The 22,306-nt window shown below is 48.3% G+C and carries 20 protein-coding genes and 2 tRNA genes; 11 read left to right on the top strand and 11 right to left on the bottom strand.

Annotated elements, in window-relative coordinates; all coding sequences use genetic code 11:
• Window positions 1-75: 75 nt before the first annotated feature.
• The 10 genes from rpoB to deoC form a co-directional block, all read right to left on the bottom strand.
• Window positions 76-4,101, bottom strand: coding sequence for a DNA-directed RNA polymerase subunit beta (gene rpoB, locus CWC22_RS01440; RefSeq protein WP_125563174.1), 4,026 nt, complete (start codon window positions 4,099-4,101; stop codon window positions 76-78).
• A 264-nt stretch (window positions 4,102-4,365) separates the two neighbouring features.
• Window positions 4,366-4,728: a 50S ribosomal protein L7/L12 gene (gene rplL, locus CWC22_RS01435; protein ID WP_023400585.1), complete on the bottom strand. Its 363-nt coding sequence runs from the start codon at window positions 4,726-4,728 to the stop codon at window positions 4,366-4,368.
• 70 nt (window positions 4,729-4,798) lie between these two features.
• Complete coding sequence (rplJ, locus tag CWC22_RS01430) at window positions 4,799-5,293, bottom strand: 50S ribosomal protein L10 (protein WP_010387318.1); 495 nt, start codon at window positions 5,291-5,293, stop codon at window positions 4,799-4,801.
• A gap of 332 nt (window positions 5,294-5,625) precedes the next feature.
• A complete protein-coding gene (rplA, locus tag CWC22_RS01425) occupies window positions 5,626-6,330 on the bottom strand; it encodes a 50S ribosomal protein L1 (RefSeq protein WP_010387319.1) in 705 nt (234 codons plus the stop codon).
• A 6-nt stretch (window positions 6,331-6,336) separates the two neighbouring features.
• Window positions 6,337-6,765: a 50S ribosomal protein L11 gene (rplK, locus tag CWC22_RS01420; protein WP_010387320.1), complete on the bottom strand. Its 429-nt coding sequence runs from the start codon at window positions 6,763-6,765 to the stop codon at window positions 6,337-6,339.
• A 176-nt stretch (window positions 6,766-6,941) separates the two neighbouring features.
• Complete coding sequence (nusG, locus tag CWC22_RS01415; protein ID WP_010387321.1) at window positions 6,942-7,499, bottom strand: transcription termination/antitermination protein NusG; 558 nt, start codon at window positions 7,497-7,499, stop codon at window positions 6,942-6,944.
• Window positions 7,500-7,536: 37 nt separating this feature from the next.
• Window positions 7,537-7,914 carry a preprotein translocase subunit SecE gene (secE, locus tag CWC22_RS01410; RefSeq protein ID WP_010387322.1) on the bottom strand — a complete coding sequence of 126 codons (378 nt, stop codon included), beginning with the start codon at window positions 7,912-7,914 and terminating at the stop codon, window positions 7,537-7,539.
• Between the two features lie 130 nt (window positions 7,915-8,044).
• Window positions 8,045-8,121 (bottom strand) — tRNA-Trp (locus tag CWC22_RS01405).
• A 128-nt stretch (window positions 8,122-8,249) separates the two neighbouring features.
• Window positions 8,250-8,690, bottom strand: a complete 441-nt coding sequence (locus CWC22_RS01400) for a hypothetical protein (RefSeq protein ID WP_125563188.1) — start codon at window positions 8,688-8,690, stop codon at window positions 8,250-8,252.
• 89 nt (window positions 8,691-8,779) lie between these two features.
• Window positions 8,780-9,526, bottom strand: coding sequence for a deoxyribose-phosphate aldolase (deoC, locus tag CWC22_RS01395; RefSeq protein ID WP_138539487.1), 747 nt, complete (start codon window positions 9,524-9,526; stop codon window positions 8,780-8,782).
• Window positions 9,527-9,979: 453 nt separating this feature from the next.
• On the opposite strand from deoC, the gene cysG reads away from it, so the two are divergent.
• From cysG to CWC22_RS01350, 9 genes are all read left to right on the top strand, one after another.
• Window positions 9,980-11,401 carry a siroheme synthase CysG gene (gene cysG / locus CWC22_RS01390; RefSeq protein ID WP_138539486.1) on the top strand — a complete coding sequence of 474 codons (1,422 nt, stop codon included), beginning with the start codon at window positions 9,980-9,982 and terminating at the stop codon, window positions 11,399-11,401.
• A gap of 44 nt (window positions 11,402-11,445) precedes the next feature.
• Window positions 11,446-12,345 carry a sulfate adenylyltransferase subunit CysD gene (gene cysD / locus CWC22_RS01385; RefSeq protein WP_010387327.1) on the top strand — a complete coding sequence of 300 codons (900 nt, stop codon included), beginning with the start codon at window positions 11,446-11,448 and terminating at the stop codon, window positions 12,343-12,345.
• Window positions 12,345-13,760, top strand: coding sequence for a sulfate adenylyltransferase subunit CysN (gene cysN, locus CWC22_RS01380; RefSeq protein WP_125563169.1), 1,416 nt, complete (start codon window positions 12,345-12,347; stop codon window positions 13,758-13,760). Before cysD ends, cysN begins: the two co-directional genes overlap by 1 nt.
• A gap of 33 nt (window positions 13,761-13,793) precedes the next feature.
• Entirely contained in the window at window positions 13,794-15,518 is a 1,725-nt protein-coding gene (locus tag CWC22_RS01375) for an SLC13 family permease (RefSeq protein ID WP_081694378.1), read from the top strand.
• Window positions 15,519-15,530: 12 nt separating this feature from the next.
• On the top strand, window positions 15,531-16,130 hold the full coding sequence (gene cysC, locus CWC22_RS01370) for an adenylyl-sulfate kinase (RefSeq protein WP_138539485.1): 600 nt from the start codon (window positions 15,531-15,533) through the stop codon (window positions 16,128-16,130).
• 15 nt (window positions 16,131-16,145) lie between these two features.
• The gene (gene cysQ, locus CWC22_RS01365; protein WP_138539484.1) at window positions 16,146-16,913 is read left to right on the top strand and encodes a 3'(2'),5'-bisphosphate nucleotidase CysQ; all 768 of its coding nucleotides are present in this window, start codon (window positions 16,146-16,148) and stop codon (window positions 16,911-16,913) included.
• A 63-nt stretch (window positions 16,914-16,976) separates the two neighbouring features.
• Window positions 16,977-17,342 carry a cupin domain-containing protein gene (locus tag CWC22_RS01360; RefSeq protein WP_125563163.1) on the top strand — a complete coding sequence of 122 codons (366 nt, stop codon included), beginning with the start codon at window positions 16,977-16,979 and terminating at the stop codon, window positions 17,340-17,342.
• Window positions 17,343-17,673: 331 nt separating this feature from the next.
• A tRNA-Ile gene (locus CWC22_RS01355) sits at window positions 17,674-17,750 on the top strand.
• A 152-nt stretch (window positions 17,751-17,902) separates the two neighbouring features.
• Complete coding sequence (locus CWC22_RS01350) at window positions 17,903-18,478, top strand: hypothetical protein (RefSeq protein ID WP_049865212.1); 576 nt, start codon at window positions 17,903-17,905, stop codon at window positions 18,476-18,478.
• A 13-nt stretch (window positions 18,479-18,491) separates the two neighbouring features.
• Here CWC22_RS01350 and CWC22_RS01345 read toward each other — a convergent pair whose 3' ends face one another.
• Window positions 18,492-18,986 (bottom strand): YbaK/EbsC family protein, encoded by a 495-nt coding sequence (locus CWC22_RS01345; protein ID WP_125563157.1) that lies wholly within the window; start codon window positions 18,984-18,986, stop codon window positions 18,492-18,494.
• 281 nt (window positions 18,987-19,267) lie between these two features.
• Here CWC22_RS01345 and CWC22_RS01340 point away from each other — a divergent pair, with 281 nt between their 5' ends.
• Window positions 19,268-21,766 (top strand): putative bifunctional diguanylate cyclase/phosphodiesterase, encoded by a 2,499-nt coding sequence (locus CWC22_RS01340; RefSeq protein WP_125563155.1) that lies wholly within the window; start codon window positions 19,268-19,270, stop codon window positions 21,764-21,766.
• A 43-nt stretch (window positions 21,767-21,809) separates the two neighbouring features.
• Window positions 21,810-22,244 carry a transcriptional repressor gene (locus CWC22_RS01335; protein WP_010386279.1) on the top strand — a complete coding sequence of 145 codons (435 nt, stop codon included), beginning with the start codon at window positions 21,810-21,812 and terminating at the stop codon, window positions 22,242-22,244.
• Window positions 22,245-22,306: the final 62 nt, after the last annotated feature.

The raw sequence follows: 22,306 nt of genomic DNA, 5'->3' as shown, positions 1-22,306 counted from the left end.
TAATCTTGAGGGCAAGCCTGGGCTCGCCCCTTCATTCTTTTCAGTCCGGTCTGGGCCGCTTGGCGGCCCGGCGGATCAACTTTCTTCCAATTCGATGTTGATACCCAGCGAGCGGATCTCTTTCAACAATACGTTGAACGATTCCGGCATGCCCGGTTCCATCTTATGGTTGCCGTCTACGATGTTCTTATACATCTTAGTACGACCGTTTACGTCATCCGACTTAACTGTCAACATTTCCTGTAGCGTGTAGGCAGCACCGTATGCTTCAAGTGCCCATACCTCCATCTCACCGAAACGCTGACCACCGAACTGTGCCTTACCACCCAGCGGCTGCTGAGTAACCAGGCTGTAAGAACCGGTAGAACGTGCGTGCATCTTGTCATCAACAAGGTGGTTCAGTTTCAGCATGTACATGTAGCCAACTGTTACCTGACGCTCAAATGCATCACCAGTACGACCATCATATAGCGTTACCTGACCACTTCTTGGATAACCACCCAGCTCTAGCATGTCTTTGATTTCAGCTTCGCGTGCACCGTCAAATGCTGGCGTTGCGATTGGCAGACCACCTTTCAGGTTATGTGCCAGACGACGGATCTCATCATCAGAGAAGTTAGCAATATCAACTTTCTGACGGCAATCACCGATTTCGTAGGCTTTCTTGATGAAATCGCGCATTTCGTGGAGTTCACGCTGCTCTTTCATCATGTCTTCAATGCGCTCACCAATACCGCGTGCAGCAAGACCCATGTGAGTTTCAAGGATCTGACCGATGTTCATCCGCGATGGTACACCCAGTGGGTTCAGAACGATGTCTACCGTACGACCTTTTTCATCGTAAGGCATGTCTTCAACAGGCACGATAGTAGAGATAACACCCTTGTTACCGTGACGACCCGCCATCTTATCACCCGGTTGGATGCGACGCTTAACTGCCAGGTAAACCTTAACGATCTTAAGCACGCCCGGCGCCAGATCATCACCTTGGGTGATCTTGCGACGTTTGTTTTCAAACTTCTTATCGTATTCCGCTTTCAGCTCGTCATACTGCGCAGCCAGTTGCTCTAGTTCAGCTTGCTGCTCTTCGTCAGCCAGGCTTTGCGTCAGTAGCTTTTCAGCGTTCAGGTCTGCGATCTTATCTTCGCTCAGACCAGCACGTACCAGCAGGTCACGCGCACGAGTCAGAATACCACCTTCAAGGATACGGAATTCTTCGTTGAAGTCTTTCTTCGCTTCGCGAAGCTGCATGTCTTCAACTTCCAGTGCACGCTTGTCTTTCTCTACACCGTCACGGGTAAAGACCTGAACGTCGATAACCGTACCAGATACAGAGTTAGGTACACGTAGCGAGCTGTCTTTCACATCAGACGCTTTTTCACCGAAGATAGCACGTAGTAGCTTTTCTTCAGGCGTCAGCTGCGTTTCACCTTTCGGCGTTACTTTACCAACCAGGATATCGCCGCCTTTTACTTCAGCACCGATGTATACAACACCTGATTCGTCCAGCTTGCCTAACGCAGACTCACCCACGTTCGGGATATCCGCTGTGATCTCTTCTGGACCAAGCTTAGTATCACGAGCAATACACTGGAGTTCCTGGATGTGGATCGTAGTTAGGCGATCTTCCTGAACTACACGCTCTGAAAGTAGGATTGAATCCTCGAAGTTGTAACCATTCCACGGCATGAATGCCACGCGCAGGTTTTGACCAAGAGCCAGGTCGCCCAGGTCTGTCGAAGGACCATCCGCTAGAACGTCACCACGTACAACTGGCTCACCAACCATACAAGTTGGTTTTTGGTTGATACAGGTGTTCTGGTTAGAACGGGTGTATTTTGTCAGGTTGTAGATGTCGATACCCGCTTCACCAGGTACGCGCTCTTCTTCGTTCACGTTAACAACGATACGGCTTGCATCTGCATACTTCACCACACCGCCACGCTTAGCAACAATGGTTACACCAGAGTCTTTTGCCAGCGTACGTTCAATACCAGTACCTACCAGCGGCTTGTCTGCGCGCAGTGTTGGTACAGCCTGACGTTGCATGTTCGATCCCATCAATGCACGGTTCGCATCATCGTGTTCAAGGAATGGGATAAGTGCCGCAGCCACAGAGATAACCTGCTGTGGTGATACATCCATATACTGGATGCTGTCGCTTGGCATAAAGGTTGATTCACCTTTATAACGACATGGGATCAGTTCTTCTGCAAACTGGTTTTCTTCAGTCAGGTTAGTGTTCGCCTGTGCGATAACGAACTGACCTTCTTCAATTGCAGACAGGTAATCAACGTCATCCGTTACGACACCGTCAACCACTTTACGATATGGGGTTTCAAGGAAACCATAATCGTTGGTACGTGCGTACGTAGACAATGAGTTGATCAGACCGATGTTTGGACCTTCAGGCGTTTCGATTGGACAAACACGACCATAGTGCGTTACGTGTACGTCTCGCACCTCGAAGCCAGCACGTTCACGTGTCAGACCACCCGGACCAAGTGCAGAAATACGACGCTTGTGCGTTACTTCTGACAGCGGGTTGTTCTGGTCCATGAACTGAGATAGCTGTGAAGAACCAAAGAATTCTTTAACGGCAGCAGAAATTGGCTTAGCGTTGATCAGATCCTGAGGCATTACATTATCCAGATCACCCAAGCTCAGACGCTCACGTACAGCACGCTCAACACGCACTAAACCAACGCGGAACTGGTTTTCTGCCATTTCACCTACAGAACGGATACGACGGTTACCTAAGTGGTCGATATCGTCCACATCACCTTTACCGTTACGGATGTCGATCAACACCTTCATTACGCTAACAATGTCTTCTTTGCTCAGCGTGCCAGGACCTGTGTCAGTATCATAACCAACACGGCTGTTGAACTTCATACGACCAACCGTTGACAAGTCATAACGCTCGTCAGAGAAGAACAGATTGTCGAATAAGGCTTCTGCTGCTTCTTTTGTTGGTGGCTCACCCGGGCGCATCATGCGGTAGATTTCTACCAGTGCTTCCAGACGGTTTGCCGTGCTATCGATACGAACGGTTTCTGACATGTAAGCACCGCTGTCTACATCATTGATGTACAGGGTGTCGATTTTTGTGTGACCAGCTTTAACCAGCTCGGCCATCAACTCCAGAGATAGCTCAGCATTTGCTTCAGCAATGATCTCGCCAGTTGATTCATCGATGTAGTTTCTCGCAACCACACGACCAATGATGTACTCATGCGGTACTTCTAACTGGTCAATGCCCTTTTTCTCGATTGTTTTTATATGACGGGCTGTGATACGGCGACCCTGCTCAACCAGGACTTCACCGTCTGCATCTTTGATATCAAAAGCAGCGGTTTCACCACGTAGTCGAGATGGTACCAATTCCATCATCACTTTGCCGTTAGTCACTTCGAACGCAGTCGTTTCGAAGAACATGCCAAGAATTTCTTCTGTTGAGAATTCAAGGGCACGCAGAATGATTGACGCAGGCAATTTACGACGACGGTCGATACGTACAAACAGGTTATCTTTTACATCGAATTCAAAGTCTAACCACGAACCACGGTAAGGGATCACGCGTGCGTTATATAGTACTTTACCCGACGAGTGTGATTTACCACGGTCGTTATCAAAGAATACACCAGGTGAACGGTGTAGCTGAGAAACGATAACACGTTCAGTACCATTGATAACAAAAGTACCTGTGTCAGTCATGAGCGGGATTTCGCCCATGTAAACTTCTTGCTCTTTAATGTCTTTGACTGTGCCTGGTGCTTCTTTGTCCATTAGCACAAGACGAAGTTTTACGCGAAGTGGAGCAGAAAAAGTCACACCGCGAATTTGACATTCTTTTACATCGAATACTGGCTCTCCAATACGGTAGCTAACGTATTGAAGCTCAGAATTGCCCGAGTAGCTTTTGATCGGGAACACAGAACGGAATGCCGCTTCCAGTCCGGTATCACCATCCGCGTCCGGTGTAATGAACTTTTTGAACGATTCCAACTGCGTTTGCAAAAGGAAAGGTATGTCCAAAACTTGTGGACGTTTACCAAAATCCTTACGGATACGTTTCTTTTCAGAATAAGAGTAAGCCATGGGGTTCCTCAGCTTGCTGATCTTTGACCCAACCTGTTCATGGAGAACAGACTTCATTGGCATCTAAGCCATGATAACAACATCTAATTGTCGTCCTATGAGTCACTCACTTTCAAAATACTTCTAACAGATTGAAAAATAAGAAAAACATAGGAATTTATTGCGCAACAGGAAAGCGTCGCTCTATAGCGCAAAAGGGCCGGTGATTAAATAATCACCAGCCCTTGCCTGATTGCTCAGGCAGCGAACCTAGCAAATGCCAGATTACTTGATCTCAACTTCAGCACCAGCTTCTTCAAGATCTTTCTTAAGTGCTTCAGCTTCTTCTTTAGAAACAGCTTCTTTGATTGGCGCAGGAGCAGACTCAACAAGAGCTTTTGCTTCTTTAAGGCCAAGACCAGTTGCACCACGTACAGCTTTGATAGCAGCAACTTTGTTACCGCCAGCGCCAGCTAGGATTACGTCGAACTCAGTCTTCTCTTCAGCAGCTTCAGCAGGACCAGCAGCAACAACAGCAGCAGCTGCAGTTACACCGAATTTTTCTTCCATTGCTTCAACTAGTTCAACAACTTCCATTACTGACATTTCAGCAATCGCGTCAAGGATTTGGTCTTTAGTTACAGACATTTTAAGTTTCCTAATTAATCACGAACCATGGGGTTCTAAAAATTTATTTGTGAAAGTAAGAAGCGTGCTATTAAGCAGCTGCTTCAGCTTTCTGAACACGTACAGCTTCAATTGTTTTACACAATTTACCAGCTGACGCTTCTTTCATAGCGCTCATTAGGCGTGCAACAGCTTCGTCGTAAGTAGGCAGCTTAGCTAGCATGTCTACGTCTACAACATTGCCTTCAAATGCAGCCGCTTTCAGTTCGAACAACTCGTTCTTCTTCGCGAAATCAGCGAAGATACGAGCTGCAGCACCTGGATGCTCTGAAGAGAAAGCGATTAGGCTTGGGCCCACTAGCGATTCGTTAAGGCACTCATAGTCAGTACCTTCTACAGCGCGCTTAGCTAGGGTATTACGGACAACTTTCATCCATACGCCTGCTTCACGAGCTTCTTTACGAAGTGCAGTGATCGCATCTACTGTTACACCACGAGAATCTGCAACAACTGCAGACAGAGCACCTTTGGCAGCTTCGTTGACTTCAGCAACAATTGCTTTTTTGTCTTGAAGATTTAAAGCCATGGGTGTTACTCCTGGTTATGATGGGAACATGTCCCAGTTCTACTTTACTCATCGTCTTACGACTGTGAGCTGCTTTTTACGGCGAGAACCAGAAGATTAGGAAAATCTAGCTGGGATTCACACCGTCTACGTAGGGAATTAAGTAACTAGGTTACACCTACGGTCTTGGACGGAAACGCAATTTATCGGATCATTGTAGACTATAAAGTCTGCAAAGTGCCGAAATTATGCGCTTCAACCCGAATTCTTTGCTTCGTTTTGAGCTCAGCTCTCAACGAAATGGCGCAAAATTATAGTCTAATTTTTACGCCATGTAAACGCTTATTTCTAAATTAAGCCACTTGCGTGTTTAGAGTAGCTTGGTCTACAGCAACACCCGCGCCCATAGTCGTTGAGATGCTTACTTTCTTCACGTAAGTACCTTTTGCTTGTGAAGGCTTAGCCTTCTTAAGCGCAACGATAAGTGCTTCCAGGTTTTCCTGAAGCTGGTTCGCGTCGAAATCAACCTTACCGATAGTAGTGTGGATGATGCCGTTTTTGTCGTTACGGTAGCGAACCTGACCCGCTTTCGCGTTTTTAACTGCTTCTGCAACGTTAGGTGTTACAGTACCAGTTTTAGGGTTAGGCATAAGGCCACGTGGACCTAGGATTTGACCTAGTTGACCAACAACACGCATTGCATCCGGAGAAGCAACAACTACGTCGAAGTTCATTTCGCCTTTCTTAACCTGTTCAGCAAGGTCTTCCATGCCTACCAGATCAGCGCCAGCTTCTTTTGCTGCGTCAGCGTTTGCACCTTGAGTGAATACCGCTACGCGTACTTCACGACCAGTACCGTGAGGTAGTACAGTTGCACCACGTACGTTTTGGTCAGATTTACGAGCATCGATACCCAGGTTTACAGCAACGTCTACACTTTCAACGAACTTAGCAGTAGCTAGTTCTTTAAGAAGAGCAACAGCTTCGTTGATTTCGTATTCTTTAGTAACATCCACTTTTTCGCGGATAGTACGCATACGCTTAGTTAATTTAGCCATTCTCAATTACCCCTCTACGTTCAAGCCCATTGCACGTGCAGAACCTGCGATCGTGCGTACAGCTGCGTCCATATCAGCAGCAGTAAGATCCGGACGTTTAGTCTCAACGATCTCTTCAAGCTGAGCGCGAGTAACAGTACCCACTTTCTCAGTGTTAGGACGGCCAGAACCAGACTTGATACCAGCTGCTTTCTTAAGAAGGTAAGAAGCAGGTGGAGTTTTCATGTCGAAAGTGAAAGAACGGTCGTTGTAAACAGAAATGATTACAGGAACCGGTGCGCCTTTCTCGATAGACTCTGTACGTGCGTTGAACGCTTTACAGAATTCCATGATGTTTACACCGTGTTGACCTAGTGCAGGACCTACTGGAGGACTAGGATTAGCCATACCAGCAGCAACTTGTAGCTTGATTAAAGCTTCAACTTTTTTAGCCATGATAATACCTCGTTATGTGGGTCTTAGCCTTGTGCGCGCGAGGACGCGTACTCAGACGGCTTCCCAATTAAAAAACTGTCTTTTTGTGCGTCATAGTAATGACATACAAAAAGGCCGCTGATTATAGATTAACCAGCGGCCTTTGGCAATAACTTTTGCTGTTTTAAACAGCAAAATTATTTATCTTGTTCAACCTGTCCAAATTCCAGGTCAACTGGCGTAGAACGACCGAAAATAAGTACTGACACTTTCAGACGGCTCTTCTCGTAATCAACTTCTTCCACAACACCGTTAAAGTCAGCAAATGGACCATCGATAACACGAACCACTTCACCTGGCTCAAACAGAGTTGCTGGCTTAGGTGCTTCTGCATTTTCCTGCAGACGGTTAAGAATGCGATCCGCTTCTTTTTTGCTGATTGGTGCTGGACGATCTGACGTTCCACCAACAAAGCCCATCACGCGTGGTGTGCTGTTAACCAGGTGCCAAGATGCATCATCCATCACCATTTCAACTAACACATAGCCCGGGAAGAATTTACGCTCAGACTTACGTTTTTGTCCGGCACGCATTTCCACAACTTCTTCAGTTGGGACCAGTACTTCACCAAAGTAGTCTTCCAGACCTTCGATTTTAATGTGCTCAAGAATAGTTTGAGCGACGCGCTTTTCAAAACCTGAAAACGCCTGAATTACGTACCAACGTAATTTCTTTTCTTTGTTCTCATCCGACATGGGATCAGATCTCCAATCCAGTTAAAACGCTAACCTGTTACGAGGCCAAACCGGTTAAATAGCCAACTGCACGAAACAGAATGCCATCCAATCCCCACAGGATCAGTGCCATTACTACTGTTGCAGCCATTACGATAAAGGTCGTGTGTGTTGTTTCCTGACGCGTTGGCCAAACTACCTTGCGAACCTCAATTCTAGACTCTTTGGCAAAAGCGATAAAGGTACGCCCTTTTTCGGTTGTTGCTGCAATACCCAATGCTGCACCGACAGCGACCACAACGCCAATTGCGCGAGTCAATACTGAGATATCAGCATACATATAATTACCAACAACTGCGCCAGCCAGTAAAACGACTGCCAACATCCACTTTACCGTGTCCATCGAGCTAGACGGGTTTTCAACATTAGTGCTCATAATTTATTTTTACCTTAAATACAGACACAACAACCCTACATGAGAGCAGGGTTAATCCATTTCAATCCAAATTTACAAATAAGCGGTGGTGATAAGACCCATTATTTTAGATTTGGACTGATTATAAGAGTGGCAGGGGCGGCAGGACTCGAACCCGCAACCATCGGTTTTGGAGACCGCTGTTCTACCAATTGGAACTACGCCCCTGCAAAGTGGATGCCCATTATACTGACGAACAAACTGAAAACAAGAGTAAAAGATGCGCAAAGCGGTATTTGTGCCAATTTCAGCTAGGTGAAACTCATACTGAACCTCACTCAGTGGAAGTTTCTTAGTTAATACAAGCGCAGAGGATCACCATAAAAGAAGTCGCACAACAGCCATATCTGTTCAAAAGGATGACAATCTGGTACCACCAGATGCGCTAGCTCATTTTCAAAATCAGCCCGGTGCCACATCGGACTGGCATTGCGGATCAACAGCCAGACGCGCTGAGAGTGGTAACGCTTGCCCGCCTTTTGCTTGAGTAAGCGAGCAAGACCCGTATGCAACCGCTGTGTACTCGGAGCCTGTGCCATCAACGCCAGTTCGCGCTGCATGGTCAGCGACAAAGGGCGGCCAAGCACGGCCATGGCCTCTGTTTCACTAGCATAGAGATGCGCTACTTCAATATCTAAGCGCGACTGCGCCAGGTAACAGCTGACATCAGGTTTGGCCGGTTGGTTATGCCAGATGTGACGCATCGGCGTGTGAGTCAGTCGCTCATAACTGCGCATGAACAATTTGGCAGCGCCATGTTCCAGCTGCAGTTTTTCCCGCTCACTATCACGTATTACTGCCTGATCATGCTTCACACTACTTTCCGCTAGTCTGCACTGTCCAGCTCCCGATGGACATCTTGCAACAAGCTCGACGCACCAAAGCGAAAATGCTCGGTGGTCAGCCAGTCATCACCCATTATCTCTTTTGCAAGCTGTAAGTAATCACTTGCTTGCTCGACGCTTTTAACTCCTCCGGCGGCTTTGAAGCCCACCGTCTTACCCGATACATGGATCCGCTCCAGCATGACTCTAGTTGCTTCCAGTGTGGCGTTCACCGGCACCTTACCAGTACTGGTTTTAATAAAGTCGGCACCAGCCAGAATCGCGACATCGCTGGCCTGCGCGATTTGTTGCGTATTTTCGAGTGCACCAGATTCAATGATCACTTTCAACTTAGCCTGAGTACCACACAACTGTTTGCTGGAGCGCACATATTGCCATGGCGTATCCGGATCGCCCGCCTGTAACTGCTGATAAGGCATCACCAGATCAATCTCATCGGCTCCGGCCTGCAACGCCTCTCTCGTTTGTGTCAGCACCTGTTGCAATGAATGCTTACCACAGGGAAAGTTGGTCACAGTCGCGACCTTTACCTCAGTCCAGCCTCGGCGGTTTAGTTCCTGTTTACACAGCGCGACAAACTGGGGATACACACATACGGCTGCGGGTAGCCCTAATTCAGGACGAATGCTGTCTAACAACGCAATGATGCTGGCCTCGTTATCTTGCTCATTTAACGACGTCAGATCCATTAATCCAAGCACCTCGCGTGCGACGGCTTGCATTTTCATATTGGTTTCCTTTTAACTGCACCCTGCTCTGTGGACAAGCTGCATCATATGAGTCGGACCTCAACGTTAGCTGCTTGCCCTATCGGACCACAGGACATTTGTCCGCACCCTTTATGACGGTACATCGGTCAAATGTTACTAAGCAGCCCCTGTCACCTGGTCAGAAAACAGCAAACATAGCGCTTCACAGGGGTGTCAATACGCCCGGCACACGCTAAATTGTGGAAATTATAACTCATAACCAATAGCTATAACTGTGAATAGGTGTGTGCTATCACGCTAAACCCCTTGATATATATGAGGTAAGCCTTTTCCCTCCGTTTTATATAACTTTTAGTTATAAAAACTGGGTTTAAGTTATTTTTTCCCTGCCAGTACGCGGGATATTCTGCCACTCTAGAAAAAGCCAGAGTTGGCTTATATCAAGTTTTACGATGTTTAAGGGGCAACAGCGTGCAGTACTTACCTATCTTTACCAAATTGGACAACAAACCCGTGCTGGTCGTCGGCGGCGGTGAAGTTGCTCTGAGAAAGATCCGCGCACTGCTCAAAGCTCGCGCCGATGTAACCGTATTGGCCCCTGAATTCTGTGACGAACTCATGCAGTTGTCTGAAGAAGGCGAACTGCAACTGAAAACAGCCTACTTTAGCGCCGACGCCGTTGACAGCATGGCGCTGGTTATTGCTGCCACCGACAACGATGACGTCAACGCGCAGGTGCGCGATGCAGCGGATGCGCGCAATATTTTCGTCAATGTGGTGGATGACCAGCCCAAGTGCAGCTTTATTTTCCCGTCTATCGTCGACCGCAACCCAATTACAATTGCGATTTCCAGTGCCGGCACAGCACCTGTCTTGGCGCGCCGTTTAAGGGAAAAACTCGAAACCCTAATCCCTCAGCATATCGGCCCACTGGCTGAACTGGTTGGCGGATTCAGAGACAAGGTCAAAGGCCGTTTTAAGCATTTTGCTGATCGCCGTCAATTCTGGGAGCGAGTATTCGACTCACATGTTGTCAGTAAAGTACAAAGCGGAGACACACAAGGTGCACAACAACAGCTGCATGATATGCTGAACGACACCGCAGAGCCACAAGGCGAAGTCTATGTCGTAGGCGCAGGCCCGGGCGATCCGGAGCTATTGACGCTCAAAGCACTGCAATTGATGCAACAAGCTGATGTTGTGGTGTATGACTACCTAGTGTCCGATGAAATTATGGAACTGGTCAGACGCGATGCCGACCTCATCTGTGTCGGTAAACGTGCCGGACACCACAGTGTTAAACAAGAAGACACCAATCAGATGTTGGTTAAGCTGGCCCAGCAAGGTAAAAAGGTATGCCGTATCAAAGGCGGTGACCCGTTCATTTATGGCCGGGGTGGCGAAGAAGTTCAGGTACTGGCTGCGGCTAACATCCGCTATCAAATCGTCCCGGGCATCACAGCTGCTGCTGGATGCAGTGCCTATGCGGGTATTCCGCTTACACACCGTGACCACGCTCAGGCGATTCAGTTTGTCACTGGACACTGTAAAAAAGAAGGCCAGGAGCTGGACTGGCAGTCGCTGGCCAAACCGAATCAAACTCTGGCCATTTATATGGGGGTCATTAAGTCTCCGCATATTCAGGCCCAACTACTGGCCCATGGCCGCAGCGAACACACGCCGGTAGCCATCGTCGAAAATGGCACCCGCAAGTCGCAGCGTGTTGTGACCACTGAGCTTGGCCAGCTGGCAGCACAAATCGAAGCCAATAATATCCAGTCACCGGCATTGCTGATCATTGGCGAGGTCGCTGCATTGCATCAGGAACTGGCCTGGTTTGGTAAAACAGAACAAATTGCAAGTTACGCTCAGCCGCTCGCTAAGATCGCCTGACGCATGAACCACTTTATTTTTAGTATTTAAGTAGGACGACGACAATGGCTTTAACTCACCTTCAGCAACTTGAGGCTGAAAGTATAAAGATTATTCGCGAAGTCGCTGCTGAGTTTGAAAACCCAGTGATGCTTTACTCCATCGGTAAAGACTCATCGGTACTCCTTCACTTAGCACGTAAAGCGTTTTTCCCGGCAAAGATCCCTTTCCCTCTGCTGCATGTAGATACGGACTGGAAATTCCGCGAGATGATTGAGTTTCGAGATCGTCTGGCCAAAGAATACAACTTTGACCTGATTGTGCATAAAAACCCGGAAGGGTTAGAGATGGGCGTTGGTCCATTCACGCACGGCTCAGCCAAGCACACCGACATCATGAAAACCCAGGGCCTTAAACAGGCATTAAACAAGTACGGCTTCGATGCCGCATTTGGTGGTGCGCGTCGTGATGAGGAAAAATCGCGCGCGAAAGAGCGTGTCTATTCTTTCCGCGATAAACACCATCGCTGGGACCCTAAAAATCAGCGCCCTGAGCTATGGAATACCTACAACGGTCAGGTGAACCCGGGCGAAAGTATCCGTGTATTCCCGCTGTCAAACTGGACTGAGCTGGATATCTGGCAATACATCTACCAGGAAAACATTGAGATCGTGCCGTTGTATCTGGCAGAGAAACGCCCCGTGGTTGAGCGTGATGGCACGTTAATCATGGTCGACGACGAGCGTATGCCGCTGGCGGAAGGTGAAGTGCCTGAAATGAAGTCGGTACGCTTCCGTACACTGGGCTGCTACCCGCTGACCGGTGCAGTTGAGTCAGAAGCAAACACCCTGACCGGGATCATCGAAGAAATGTTGTTATCGACCTCTTCCGAGCGTGAAGGCCGGGTTATTGACCATGACTCATCCGGGTCAATGGAGAAGAAAAAACGTGAGGGGTATTTCTAATGTCTACCGCAAATGAAGTAAAAGAACTGGGGATTGAAACCTACTTATCACGCCAACAGGACAAAAGCCTGTTACGCATGATGACCTGCGGCAGTGTAGACGATGGTAAATCCACCCTGATCGGTCGCTTGCTGCACGACAGCCACCAAATCTATGAAGATCAGTTGGCGGCGCTGCACAAAGACAACGAAAAAGTAGGTAACGCTGGTGAAGAGCTGGATCTGGCGTTGCTGGTTGATGGTTTGCAGGCAGAACGAGAACAAGGGATCACCATTGATGTGGCGTATCGCTATTTCTCCACTGCGAAGCGCAAGTTCATCATCGCCGATACACCGGGACACGAACAGTATACCCGTAACATGGTGACGGGTGCTTCAACCAGTGATCTGGCGATTATTCTGGTGGATGCCCGCTATGGTGTACAGATCCAGACCAAACGCCACAGCTTTATCTGTGACTCACTGGGTATCAAGCAATTTGTTGTGGCCATCAACAAAATGGACATCGTTGACTTTGATGAAGCCGTGTTCGAGAAAATCAAAGCCGATTACCTGAAGTTTGCTGAGCAATTGGACGTCAATGACATCAAGTTTGTGCCTATTTCGGCTCTTAAAGGTGACAATGTTGTGACTCGCTCTGAGCACACGCCTTACTACACAGATCAGCCACTGATGGCGCTACTGGAAGACTCTCCGGCTGCTGAACCAAACAGTGCATTTGAAGCCCGCTTCCCGGTGCAGTATGTAGTACGCCCTAATCTGGACTTCCGTGGTTTTCAGGGCACGTTGACCTCTGGCGCGCTAACTGTTGGTCAGGCGATTAAGATTTTACCTTCGGGTAAAACCAGCACCATCAAAGAATTGGTGACGTTCGACGGTAACCTCGAGCAAGCTGAAACCGGCCAGGCACTGACCATCACTTTGAATGACGAAGTGGATGTCAGTCGTGGTGATGTAATTGTCCCGGCAGACTCATCGACTAAGGCAACCAACCTGATCCAGGCCAAGCTGGTATGGATGCACGAGGCGCCTCTGGTGCTAGGCAAAACGTACAACTTCAAGCTGGGCGCGAAGAGTACGGCTGCCATCGTGAAGCAGATTGATCACACCATTGACGTCAATACTCTGGAGCATGGCAAGGCTGACAGTCTACAACTGAACGAAATTGCAATCGTTACACTTGAGCTGACGGAAACCATCGCTGCCGATGTGTATCGTGATAACCACGAAACAGGTGCCTTTATCCTGATTGACCGTCTGAGCAACCTGACCGTAGGCGCAGGCATGATCGATGCCATTCTGGATGAGCAAGTTAGTGAAAATCAGCAATTCAGCGAATTTGAGCTGGAGCTGAATGCCTTGGTTCGCAAGCACTTCCCACACTGGCAAGCGCTTGATTTAAGCAAGCTGAAGTAACGGCTGTATGCCTGTTAACGGGAGTTATCTATGCTGCTAGAGCAGATCATCTTAACAGGCATCATGCTCGTGCTGGTCGCGTGTCTTTTTGGCACGCGGCTCAACCCGGCCTGGTTATTTGTTGGCGCCATCAGCAGCGCTTACCTGGCTGGGCTCATCGATCTGGAAACCATGCTGGTCAATTATGCGAATCCATCGCTGATCACCCTGGTTTTACTGGTTTTGGTATCTATCGCCATCGAAAAAACCACCCTGGTACAATACCTGGCGCGCTCACTGGCCAACGGCTCGCTGGCACGCTCGGTAATGAAACTGGGATTATCCACGGCTTTTTTATCGTCTTTTACCAATAACACCGCCGTGGTGGCGTCTTTGATCAGTACTATCAAAGACAGTAAAACCCATTCACCGTCTAAGCTATTATTGCCATTGTCCTATACCGCTATCCTGGGGGGGACGCTGACCCTGATCGGCACGTCAACCAATTTAATCGTTAATGGTTTCGCCATTGAGGCCGGTATGGCGCCGTTGGGCTTTTTTGACTTTACGCTGGTCGGTATTGGCGCGCTGGGTGTGGGCCTGGTTACCATTATTCTATTACTGAAGTTTTTGCCCGATCACGGCCGCAAAGAAGAAGAGGTTGTGCCTTTTTATCTGGAAGGGAAAGTAACCGCAGGCTCGAAACTGATTGGCCGGACAGTCGAAGAAAACGGCCTGCGTGACCTGCGTGACTTGTTCCTCGCTGAGATCATCCGCGGCGAGCGTCGTATTTGTGCGGTCACACCACAACAGGAAATACAGCAGGGCGATGTTCTGCTGTTTGTCGGCGACATCAAATCTGTGCCTTTATTGCGCCGCTTCGACGGCTTGCAGGTGGTACATGACAAACACGAAAAAGACGCCGAACACTTGGTGGAAGTCGTGATCAGTCAGTCGTCTAAGTTTTTAGGCAAAACACTCAAAGAGATCCGCTTTCGCGAACAGTTTCATGCCGCGGTGATTGCCATTCGCCGTGGTCACGACCGCCTGCCTGGTGGCCTGGGTCAGGTCAAACTGCAGGCAGGAGATTCTTTGATCCTAGCCCCTGGCGGAGATTTTTATCAGCTACCCGACCTAAAACGCGAATTTGTTTATATCTCTGGCCTGGACCTGCAAACCCATTTAACGCAGCCACAATCGAATAAAGTGATGGCTGCCTTTGTTGCCGTGCTCGGTCTGGGTATCTTCGATGTTGTGCCTTTAGTCAAAGGCCTGATGGTTTTATTACTCGGACTGGTGCTGTTTGGCTCCATCAAAGTCAGCGAGATGAAGCGCCGCTTTCCCATTGAATTGCTTGCCATTGTCGGCAGTGCCATTGGCTTAGCTAAGCTGATGATAGACACAGGGTTAGCCGGGCAAATTTCCGATGCGCTGTTTTATGTACTGGGCGACTTTGGTCCGTATGGTGCCTTTATCGCCATTTTTGTGATGACGGTGGTGTTCACCGAATTGATCACCAACAATGCGGCCGCCGCGCTGTCATTTCCTGTGGCATACGCACTGGCGATTGGTTTTGGTGTGAACCCACTGCCATTTGTGATGGCAGTCGCCTTTGGCGCATCGGCCAGTTTTATTTCCCCTTTTGGCTATCAGACTAATCTGATGGTATACAGTGCAGGTAATTACCGGATCAAAGACTATGTGACCGTCGGCCTGCCGCTCTCAATTATTTACTCGATCACTGTGCTGACGCTGATCCCCTTGGTTTTCCCGTTTTAGTGGATAGGAATTATGGATACGAATATTGTCTGGCATAACTATGCCGTAAATAAAACACATCGCAGCGAACAAAAAGGCCACCGTCCTGTTATTTTATGGTTTACTGGCTATTCTGGGTCGGGCAAAAGCACCGTCGCCAATGCACTAGAGAGTGCCCTGCAGCAACTTGGCGCACACACTTATTTACTCGATGGTGACAATGTGCGTCATGGTCTGTGTAAAGACCTCGGATTCAGCGACGAGGATAGAGTCGAAAACATTCGTCGTGTGGGTGAATTGAGTAAACTCATGGTCGATGCCGGCCTGATCGTACTCACCGCCTTTATCTCGCCCTTCCAGGCTGAGCGTGACATGGTTCGAGAGCTGGTTGAAGAGGCCGAGTTTATTGAAGTGTATCTGGATACACCGCTGGAGGTGTGTGAACAACGCGATCCAAAAGGGTTATATAAAAAAGCCCGTGCCGGTGAGATCAAACACTTTACTGGCATAGACTCTGACTATGAGCCACCAAAAAACCCGGAGATCCGCATTAATACCGGTGAAAATAGTCTGGACCAATCGGTGCAACAGCTGGTAGCGTATCTACAACAGCGCGAGATAATCCATCTGTAGTACCAAGGAAAAACCATGAACGACACCGACTTACTCGAGGAGATAGTGAATCTGGCACGACGCGCCGGAGACAAGATCCTCACCATCTATGCCAAAGACTTTAACGTAGAGTACAAAGACGACAAAAGCCCGGTGACCGACGCCGACTTAGCCGCTAATGACGTGATCACAGCGGGTCTGAAAGCCCTTACCCCGGATTTACCGATCCTCAGTGAGGAAAGCGCAGAGATCAGCTGGCAGGAACGCCAGACCTGGCAACGTTACTGGCTGGTCGACCCCATCGACGGCACTAAGGAGTTTATTAAGAAAAACGGTGAGTTCACGGTCAACATCGCCTTAATTGAAAATGGCGAACCCGTCATGGGCGTGGTCCATGCACCGGCACTGAACGTGAGTTACTTCGCTGCCAACAGCATCGGTGCTTTTAAAGAGTGTGACGAAGCACGCATTGAGCTGAAAGTCACCCGTATAGCCAACCAGGGCACCATCCAGGTGGTTGGCTCACGCTCTCACCCATCACCTGATTTAGCTGAGTATCTCACACAGTTTGACGATGTGAACATGGTGCCAAAAGGCAGTTCATTAAAACTGTGTCTGGTCGCTGAAAGTGCTGCTGATGTCTACCCCCGTTTAGGCCCAACCAGTGAGTGGGATACCGGTGCAGGACACGCAGTCGCGAAAATCGCCGGTGCAACCGTTACCCAGCTGGACGGCAGCCCACTGCTATACAATCAAAAAGAGTCTTATCTGAACCCCTACTTTGTGGTTTCACGACTCAACTAATCTCTGAGCCTTATCCACCCGGATAAGGCTTGCTTCTCACGCCCGTCACCATAAGGAAATACTATGTCACACGCTACGATCAATTTTGCCGAAAAGCTGGCGCTATTTTCAGAGCACTGGAGCCCTAAAGTCATTGCTGAAATGAACGACTATCAGTTCAAACTGGTGAAACTTCAGGGCGAATTTGTCTGGCACGATCATCCCGATACCGACGAAGTGTTCATTGTGCTATCCGGTGAGATGCACATAGCCTTTCGGGAGCGCACAGAGCATCTGAAAGAAGGTAACATGCTGGTTGTGCCCAAGGGCGTAGAGCACAAACCCTATGCCGAGCAAGAGTGTCAGGTATTGATTGTCGAACCCAAAGGAGTCGTCAACACCGGAGATGCCGACAGCTCACTCACCGCACAAAACGATGTCTGGATCTAACTCACAGATGTAAAGCGCACGAACCGAATAAAGAAACAGGCTTAGCGCATTGGTTTGGCTTTTTATTAAGCAATTGAATCAGATATGTGCGACTTTTTCCTCTTTTGCTAGTGACAAGCCTGTTAAAAATTTTTATACTGCCAGCGCTTTTTAGGTCTCTGCTAAAGAGTATGCTCAATTTAGTGAGCACTACAATCTAAAAAAATGGCCCTATAGCTCAGTTGGGCGAAACAAGACCGAAGCACCGCTTCGCAGCTTGTTGAGGTGGAGGCAGGACGCCGACAGGATCTTGCTTCATGGATGAATTTATTGAGCACTACAATTTGAAAATGGCCCTATAGCTCAGTTGGTTAGAGCACCCGACTCATAATCGGTAGGTCCCTGGTTCAAGTCCAGGTGGGGCCACCATTTTTCCTCCGCAATTATACTTCTGTAGTAAACTTCCACCTCTCAATGTGATTTTTATTATTCTCAAATAATTTACCTTACAAGCAAAAACCATAGCGCCCCAATCTGGTTCCAAGTATGCTAATACCATTGCATATCAAAGGACTTTAATCATGCCTAATCAAATGTTTACCGATGTCGAACTGCGTATCATGTCTATTCACGTTAAATCGCTGGGCCTGGTGGACAAGTTACTCAGTGAGCGCAAGTTTGAGATCAAAGTGTTCAGTGCAGTAAGCGACGGGGTCGCGGATCATGCATTTAATATGGAACTCAATGTGATGCCAGTCAGTGAAGGCGGCACCATCAGCTTTGGCCCTGCTGGTTACACAATTTATCGTAACCGGGCCGGTCAGATCCCCCGTTTTCTGGATGCGCATATTGCCGTATTGGAAGATGACAGTGACATCCGCAGTACAGCTAAGCTCATGGCAAAAGTCAGAAAAACTACGGCATTTGGCGAGCTCACTCGCACTGTAGCAGCTGCGGCAGCAAACCCTTTGTTTGCTGTTGGGATGAATGTCGCGGAAAGCCTGATGGATATTTCTATTGATGTATTAAAAGAGAACCAGGATGACCTGTGGCTAAGGCGCTTTTTCAGCTTTAATTACAATATCGAAGGCTATGAGGGCGTCGCCGAGTTTGAGTCAGACGAAGTGCAGATCACACTACAACTCTTTACCGGATAACGCCCCATCATTATCAGGCTTTTACAGCAATCACCGTGCCCTGAGTCAGTGGTTCCAGTTTAGCCGCTGGCAACGAAAACACAGCGTGTGGCGTGCCAGCCGCAGCCCATATCGTCTCGTATTGCAGCAGGTCCTGGTCAATATAAGTAACAGGGAGGGTAAGGTGCCCGATGGGCGGAATACCGCCAATGGCAAACCCGGTTACCTCACGGGTAAATTCAGCATCGGCTTTTACCAGCTTTTCTCCCAGATGTTTTGCCACAACCTTTTCTTTTACCCGGTTGCTGCCACTAACCAACAACAACACTGGCTTACCGCTTTCTTTGCCTTTAAAAATCAGTGATTTTACGATTTGCCCCAGTTCACACCCTATGGTGTGTGCCGACTCCTCCGCCGTGCGCGTACTGCCGGGCAATTCCAGTACGGTAAATTCACACCCCGCAGACGTTATCGCATCCTGAACCCGCTGAGCACTTTTACTCAATGTCTTTGTATCTTGGCTGGTCATAGCCGCTCCTTGTATTAACCTCTATTAGTGTCTTTCTCACCCTAGCTAAAAAACATCAATCGGGCCAAACACATTGCATGATTTGGTGATGATTTTCTTTCATCTGGCCGAGCGACTCTCTTTTTTCTCTTTAATCTGAAATAACACCGAGTAATCAGTACTTTTCAACTACACTTATATTTAGATGGCTTTTTACGCGAGGTCCAGATTGAACAAAGGACAGCCCAAAATCGACTACTCAGTCACAGGGCCATGTGATAACACAGAAGAGAGATAGCCGAGTGACCAAACTGTACTCCATTGACCTCAAGCTATGGCTTACACTCAGTGCTTTTTTATTTGCCGCCCTACTGGCAGTCGCTTTGGTACAAGTGCATCACGACACCCAGCAAGAAAGCTTACTGGCGATTACCGACGCGACATTAAAACGGGACCTTTCATCACTCAACCTGACCATCCAGCAGCACCTCTCCCACAATGAACTAAATGAAATCCGTAACACCCTGATTGCTTATAAACAAGGTCAGCACTACGCGCAACTTGCCCTGGTCGATGCGCAAGGCATTGTACTATATAGCAGTACAGAGAATTATGAGGGTCAGCATTTCAGCGATACCCCCTTACAGATCAAGCCAGAAGCGCTCAGCCAACGCCTCAGTCCGCCTTATTTAATGGTGGAATACACTAAACACAAACATCTGTTTCAGGCCTACAGCACCTATGAGCAACAAAGCGCCGTGACGGCGAGCACGCCACTGCCTGCCCTCATCTATGCTGAATATTCCATTGCCACTCAGGCACAACAACTACTGGAATACACGCGGATGAAAACGCTGTCTATCCTCGCTATCGCATCACTGTTAACCGCACTTGTGCTGTATTTCACCCGGCTGTTTATCCATCGCCCGGTCTCTCAACTGGTTGCGCTCAGTGAGCGACTGAGTAGCTTCGATTTCAGTGAAGCACTCGAAACACGAGGCGCTGGAGAATTTAAACACCTTGCTGACAACCTCAATCGAATGGCACACAGCCTGCAAACCGGATGGCAGCAAACACTTCAGGCTGAGGCTGAAGCCAGGCGCAAAACAGCAATACTGGAAGGTATTTTCTCGGCTCTTCCTGACTTGTTTTTTATCATCGATAAGCAAGGCACTATTTTAGAGTACCATAGTGGGCAAACCGACGACCTGTACGTACCAGAAGCCCAATTTCTGGGGCATAAAATTGAAGAGTTTTTACCCGCACGGACCTCCCGCCACTTTGCGCGTGCGATCCAAAGCATAGAACAGCCAGGACAACTAACACAGCTCGAGTACACCTTGCCCTTTGACGATGGCAACCGTCACTTTGAAGCACGTCTCAGTGCCCTGCCCGGTTCGGATTCACTGGTCATTGCCGTACGCAATATCACAGATAAAAAGCGCCAGGAAGAGATCATTCTTCACCATGCCTTTTACGACACATTGACAGACTTGCCCAATCGCTTTTTGGTGCTCGATCGTCTCCAGCAACTGATCCATGATGCCAGACGAGACAAGTCACTGGTTGGTGTTGGCTTTATTGACCTGGACGACTTTAAAAAAGTCAATGACTCGATGGGGCATGAAGTCGGTGATAAAGTCCTGATCCACTCAGCGCAGCGACTCAAATCGGCACTGCGAGAAAAAGACACTGTGGCTCGCTTAGGGGGCGATGAGTTCATCATTTTGCTGGGGGATCTGAAAACCAGTGCTGATATCCATCCTATTGCAACCAAGCTGGTTAAACTCTTTCATGCCCCATTCGACATTGACGGTCGCGCTTTTAATATTTCGCTGAGTCTGGGGATCGCGATTTTCCCTCAAGATGCCGACACCCCTAATGATCTGCTGCGTAAAGCCGACTCAGCCATGTATAACGCAAAGCAACAAGGTCGCAATACCTATTGCTTGTTCACTGAAAGCATGAGTAATACGCTACAGCGGCGATTGATGCTTGAAGAAAGCATGCAAGGTGCGCTAGAGCGAGGGGAGTTTGAAGTCTACTATCAGCCTCAACTTGACCTCCAGGCACGTAAAGTCGTCGGCGCAGAGGCATTGTTACGCTGGCACAGTGAAACCATGGGACCAATCTCACCCGCTGAGTTTATTCCATTGGCTGAGCAAACAGGCTTTATTATTGAATTGGGTAAGTTTGTTTTAAACTCAGCAGCCAGTACGTTGCAACAGATCCATACGCAGTTTAATACGTCATTGCGTTTGGCGGTCAACTTATCACCCCGCCAGTTTAACGATCCGGAACTGCTCAGCCATGTGAAACACCTGATAGCACATTGTGCTTTACAACCCGGTACTCTTGAACTGGAGATCACAGAAGGCTTGCTATTAAGCGGTGACAGTACTATTAAGGCCACCCTTAACACCCTGCAAAAAATGGGGGTCTTAATCTCAATGGATGACTTTGGTACCGGCTACTCTTCGTTGAACTATCTGCGCCAATACCCATTTGACGTATTAAAAATTGACCAGAGCTTCATCGCCGACATGCATGCAGGCAACGAATCAGCATATCTGGTCAAAAATATCATTACCATGGCGCATGGCCTGGGGCTCAAAGTGATTGCAGAAGGCATAGAAGATCACGAGCAGCTAAACCGCCTGGTAGAATTCAAGTGTAACATTGGACAGGGCTACCTGATCGGTCAGCCAATGCCTGAAGCGGCATTTCAGGATTGGCTTGAACACAACTTTTCCCGTCCTGAGAATATAATGAATAAATCCCTGTCGATACAAGACTATTAAAAAGAATATGTTAGTATTGCATGGCAGTGTAAGGATTTAGAACATGAATATAGAACAACTGGTAAGTAAAGCTAAGCAAGTTTGTGACAACCGGGGTGCACGTTTTACCCCTATCCGAGAGAAAGTTTTTCGCTTACTCGCTGCCAAACAAGGCGGCGTAGGCGCCTATGACCTGTTGGAAGAGCTCAAGCTGACCGAATCCGGGGCTAAGCCAGCAACTGTGTATCGCGCATTGGATTTTCTCTCAGAGCTCGGGTTTATTCACAAGATTGAAAGCACAAATGCATTTATGTTGTGCCATCACTTCGATTGTATTCACCCTGTGCAATTATTGATCTGCGATTCCTGTGGTCACGTACAAGAGCTGCATTCCAATTCCATTTCACATGAACTGAATAACCTGGCTGCCGAGCATGGCTTTCTTGTTAAAGCACAAACGATTGAAGCACACGGGCGTTGTGGAAAATGTAATGAGTAGTGCAGCATAGTAAAAAGCCCACTACACTTAATTCAGCGTCCGTTACAATGTAGGAACCTAGG

Source organism: Pseudoalteromonas rubra (genome assembly GCF_005886805.2).
Classification (GTDB): Bacteria; Pseudomonadota; Gammaproteobacteria; order Enterobacterales; family Alteromonadaceae; genus Pseudoalteromonas; species Pseudoalteromonas rubra_D.
The sequence above is the reverse complement of the archived record's forward strand: the minus strand, read 5'-3'. Positions and strand labels throughout refer to the sequence as shown.

Bases quoted from the DNA above. Each gene is read 5' to 3' on its own strand.
- rpoB (WP_125563174.1), bottom strand. From the start codon at position 4,101: ATGGCTTACTCTTATTCTGAAAAGAAACGTATCCGTAAGGATTTTGGT.
- rplL (WP_023400585.1), bottom strand. From the start codon at position 4,728: ATGTCTGTAACTAAAGACCAAATCCTTGACGCGATTGCTGAAATGTCA.
- rplJ (WP_010387318.1), bottom strand. From the start codon at position 5,293: ATGGCTTTAAATCTTCAAGACAAAAAAGCAATTGTTGCTGAAGTCAAC.
- rplA (WP_010387319.1), bottom strand. From the start codon at position 6,330: ATGGCTAAATTAACTAAGCGTATGCGTACTATCCGCGAAAAAGTGGAT.
- rplK (WP_010387320.1), bottom strand. From the start codon at position 6,765: ATGGCTAAAAAAGTTGAAGCTTTAATCAAGCTACAAGTTGCTGCTGGT.
- nusG (WP_010387321.1), bottom strand. From the start codon at position 7,499: ATGTCGGATGAGAACAAAGAAAAGAAATTACGTTGGTACGTAATTCAG.
- secE (WP_010387322.1), bottom strand. From the start codon at position 7,914: ATGAGCACTAATGTTGAAAACCCGTCTAGCTCGATGGACACGGTAAAG.
- CWC22_RS01400 (WP_125563188.1), bottom strand. From the start codon at position 8,690: ATGCGCAGTTATGAGCGACTGACTCACACGCCGATGCGTCACATCTGG.
- deoC (WP_138539487.1), bottom strand. From the start codon at position 9,526: ATGAAAATGCAAGCCGTCGCACGCGAGGTGCTTGGATTAATGGATCTG.
- cysD (WP_010387327.1), top strand. From the start codon at position 11,446: ATGGCTTTAACTCACCTTCAGCAACTTGAGGCTGAAAGTATAAAGATT.
- cysN (WP_125563169.1), top strand. From the start codon at position 12,345: ATGTCTACCGCAAATGAAGTAAAAGAACTGGGGATTGAAACCTACTTA.
- cysC (WP_138539485.1), top strand. From the start codon at position 15,531: ATGGATACGAATATTGTCTGGCATAACTATGCCGTAAATAAAACACAT.
- cysQ (WP_138539484.1), top strand. From the start codon at position 16,146: ATGAACGACACCGACTTACTCGAGGAGATAGTGAATCTGGCACGACGC.
- CWC22_RS01360 (WP_125563163.1), top strand. From the start codon at position 16,977: ATGTCACACGCTACGATCAATTTTGCCGAAAAGCTGGCGCTATTTTCA.
- CWC22_RS01350 (WP_049865212.1), top strand. From the start codon at position 17,903: ATGCCTAATCAAATGTTTACCGATGTCGAACTGCGTATCATGTCTATT.
- CWC22_RS01345 (WP_125563157.1), bottom strand. From the start codon at position 18,986: ATGACCAGCCAAGATACAAAGACATTGAGTAAAAGTGCTCAGCGGGTT.
- CWC22_RS01335 (WP_010386279.1), top strand. From the start codon at position 21,810: ATGAATATAGAACAACTGGTAAGTAAAGCTAAGCAAGTTTGTGACAAC.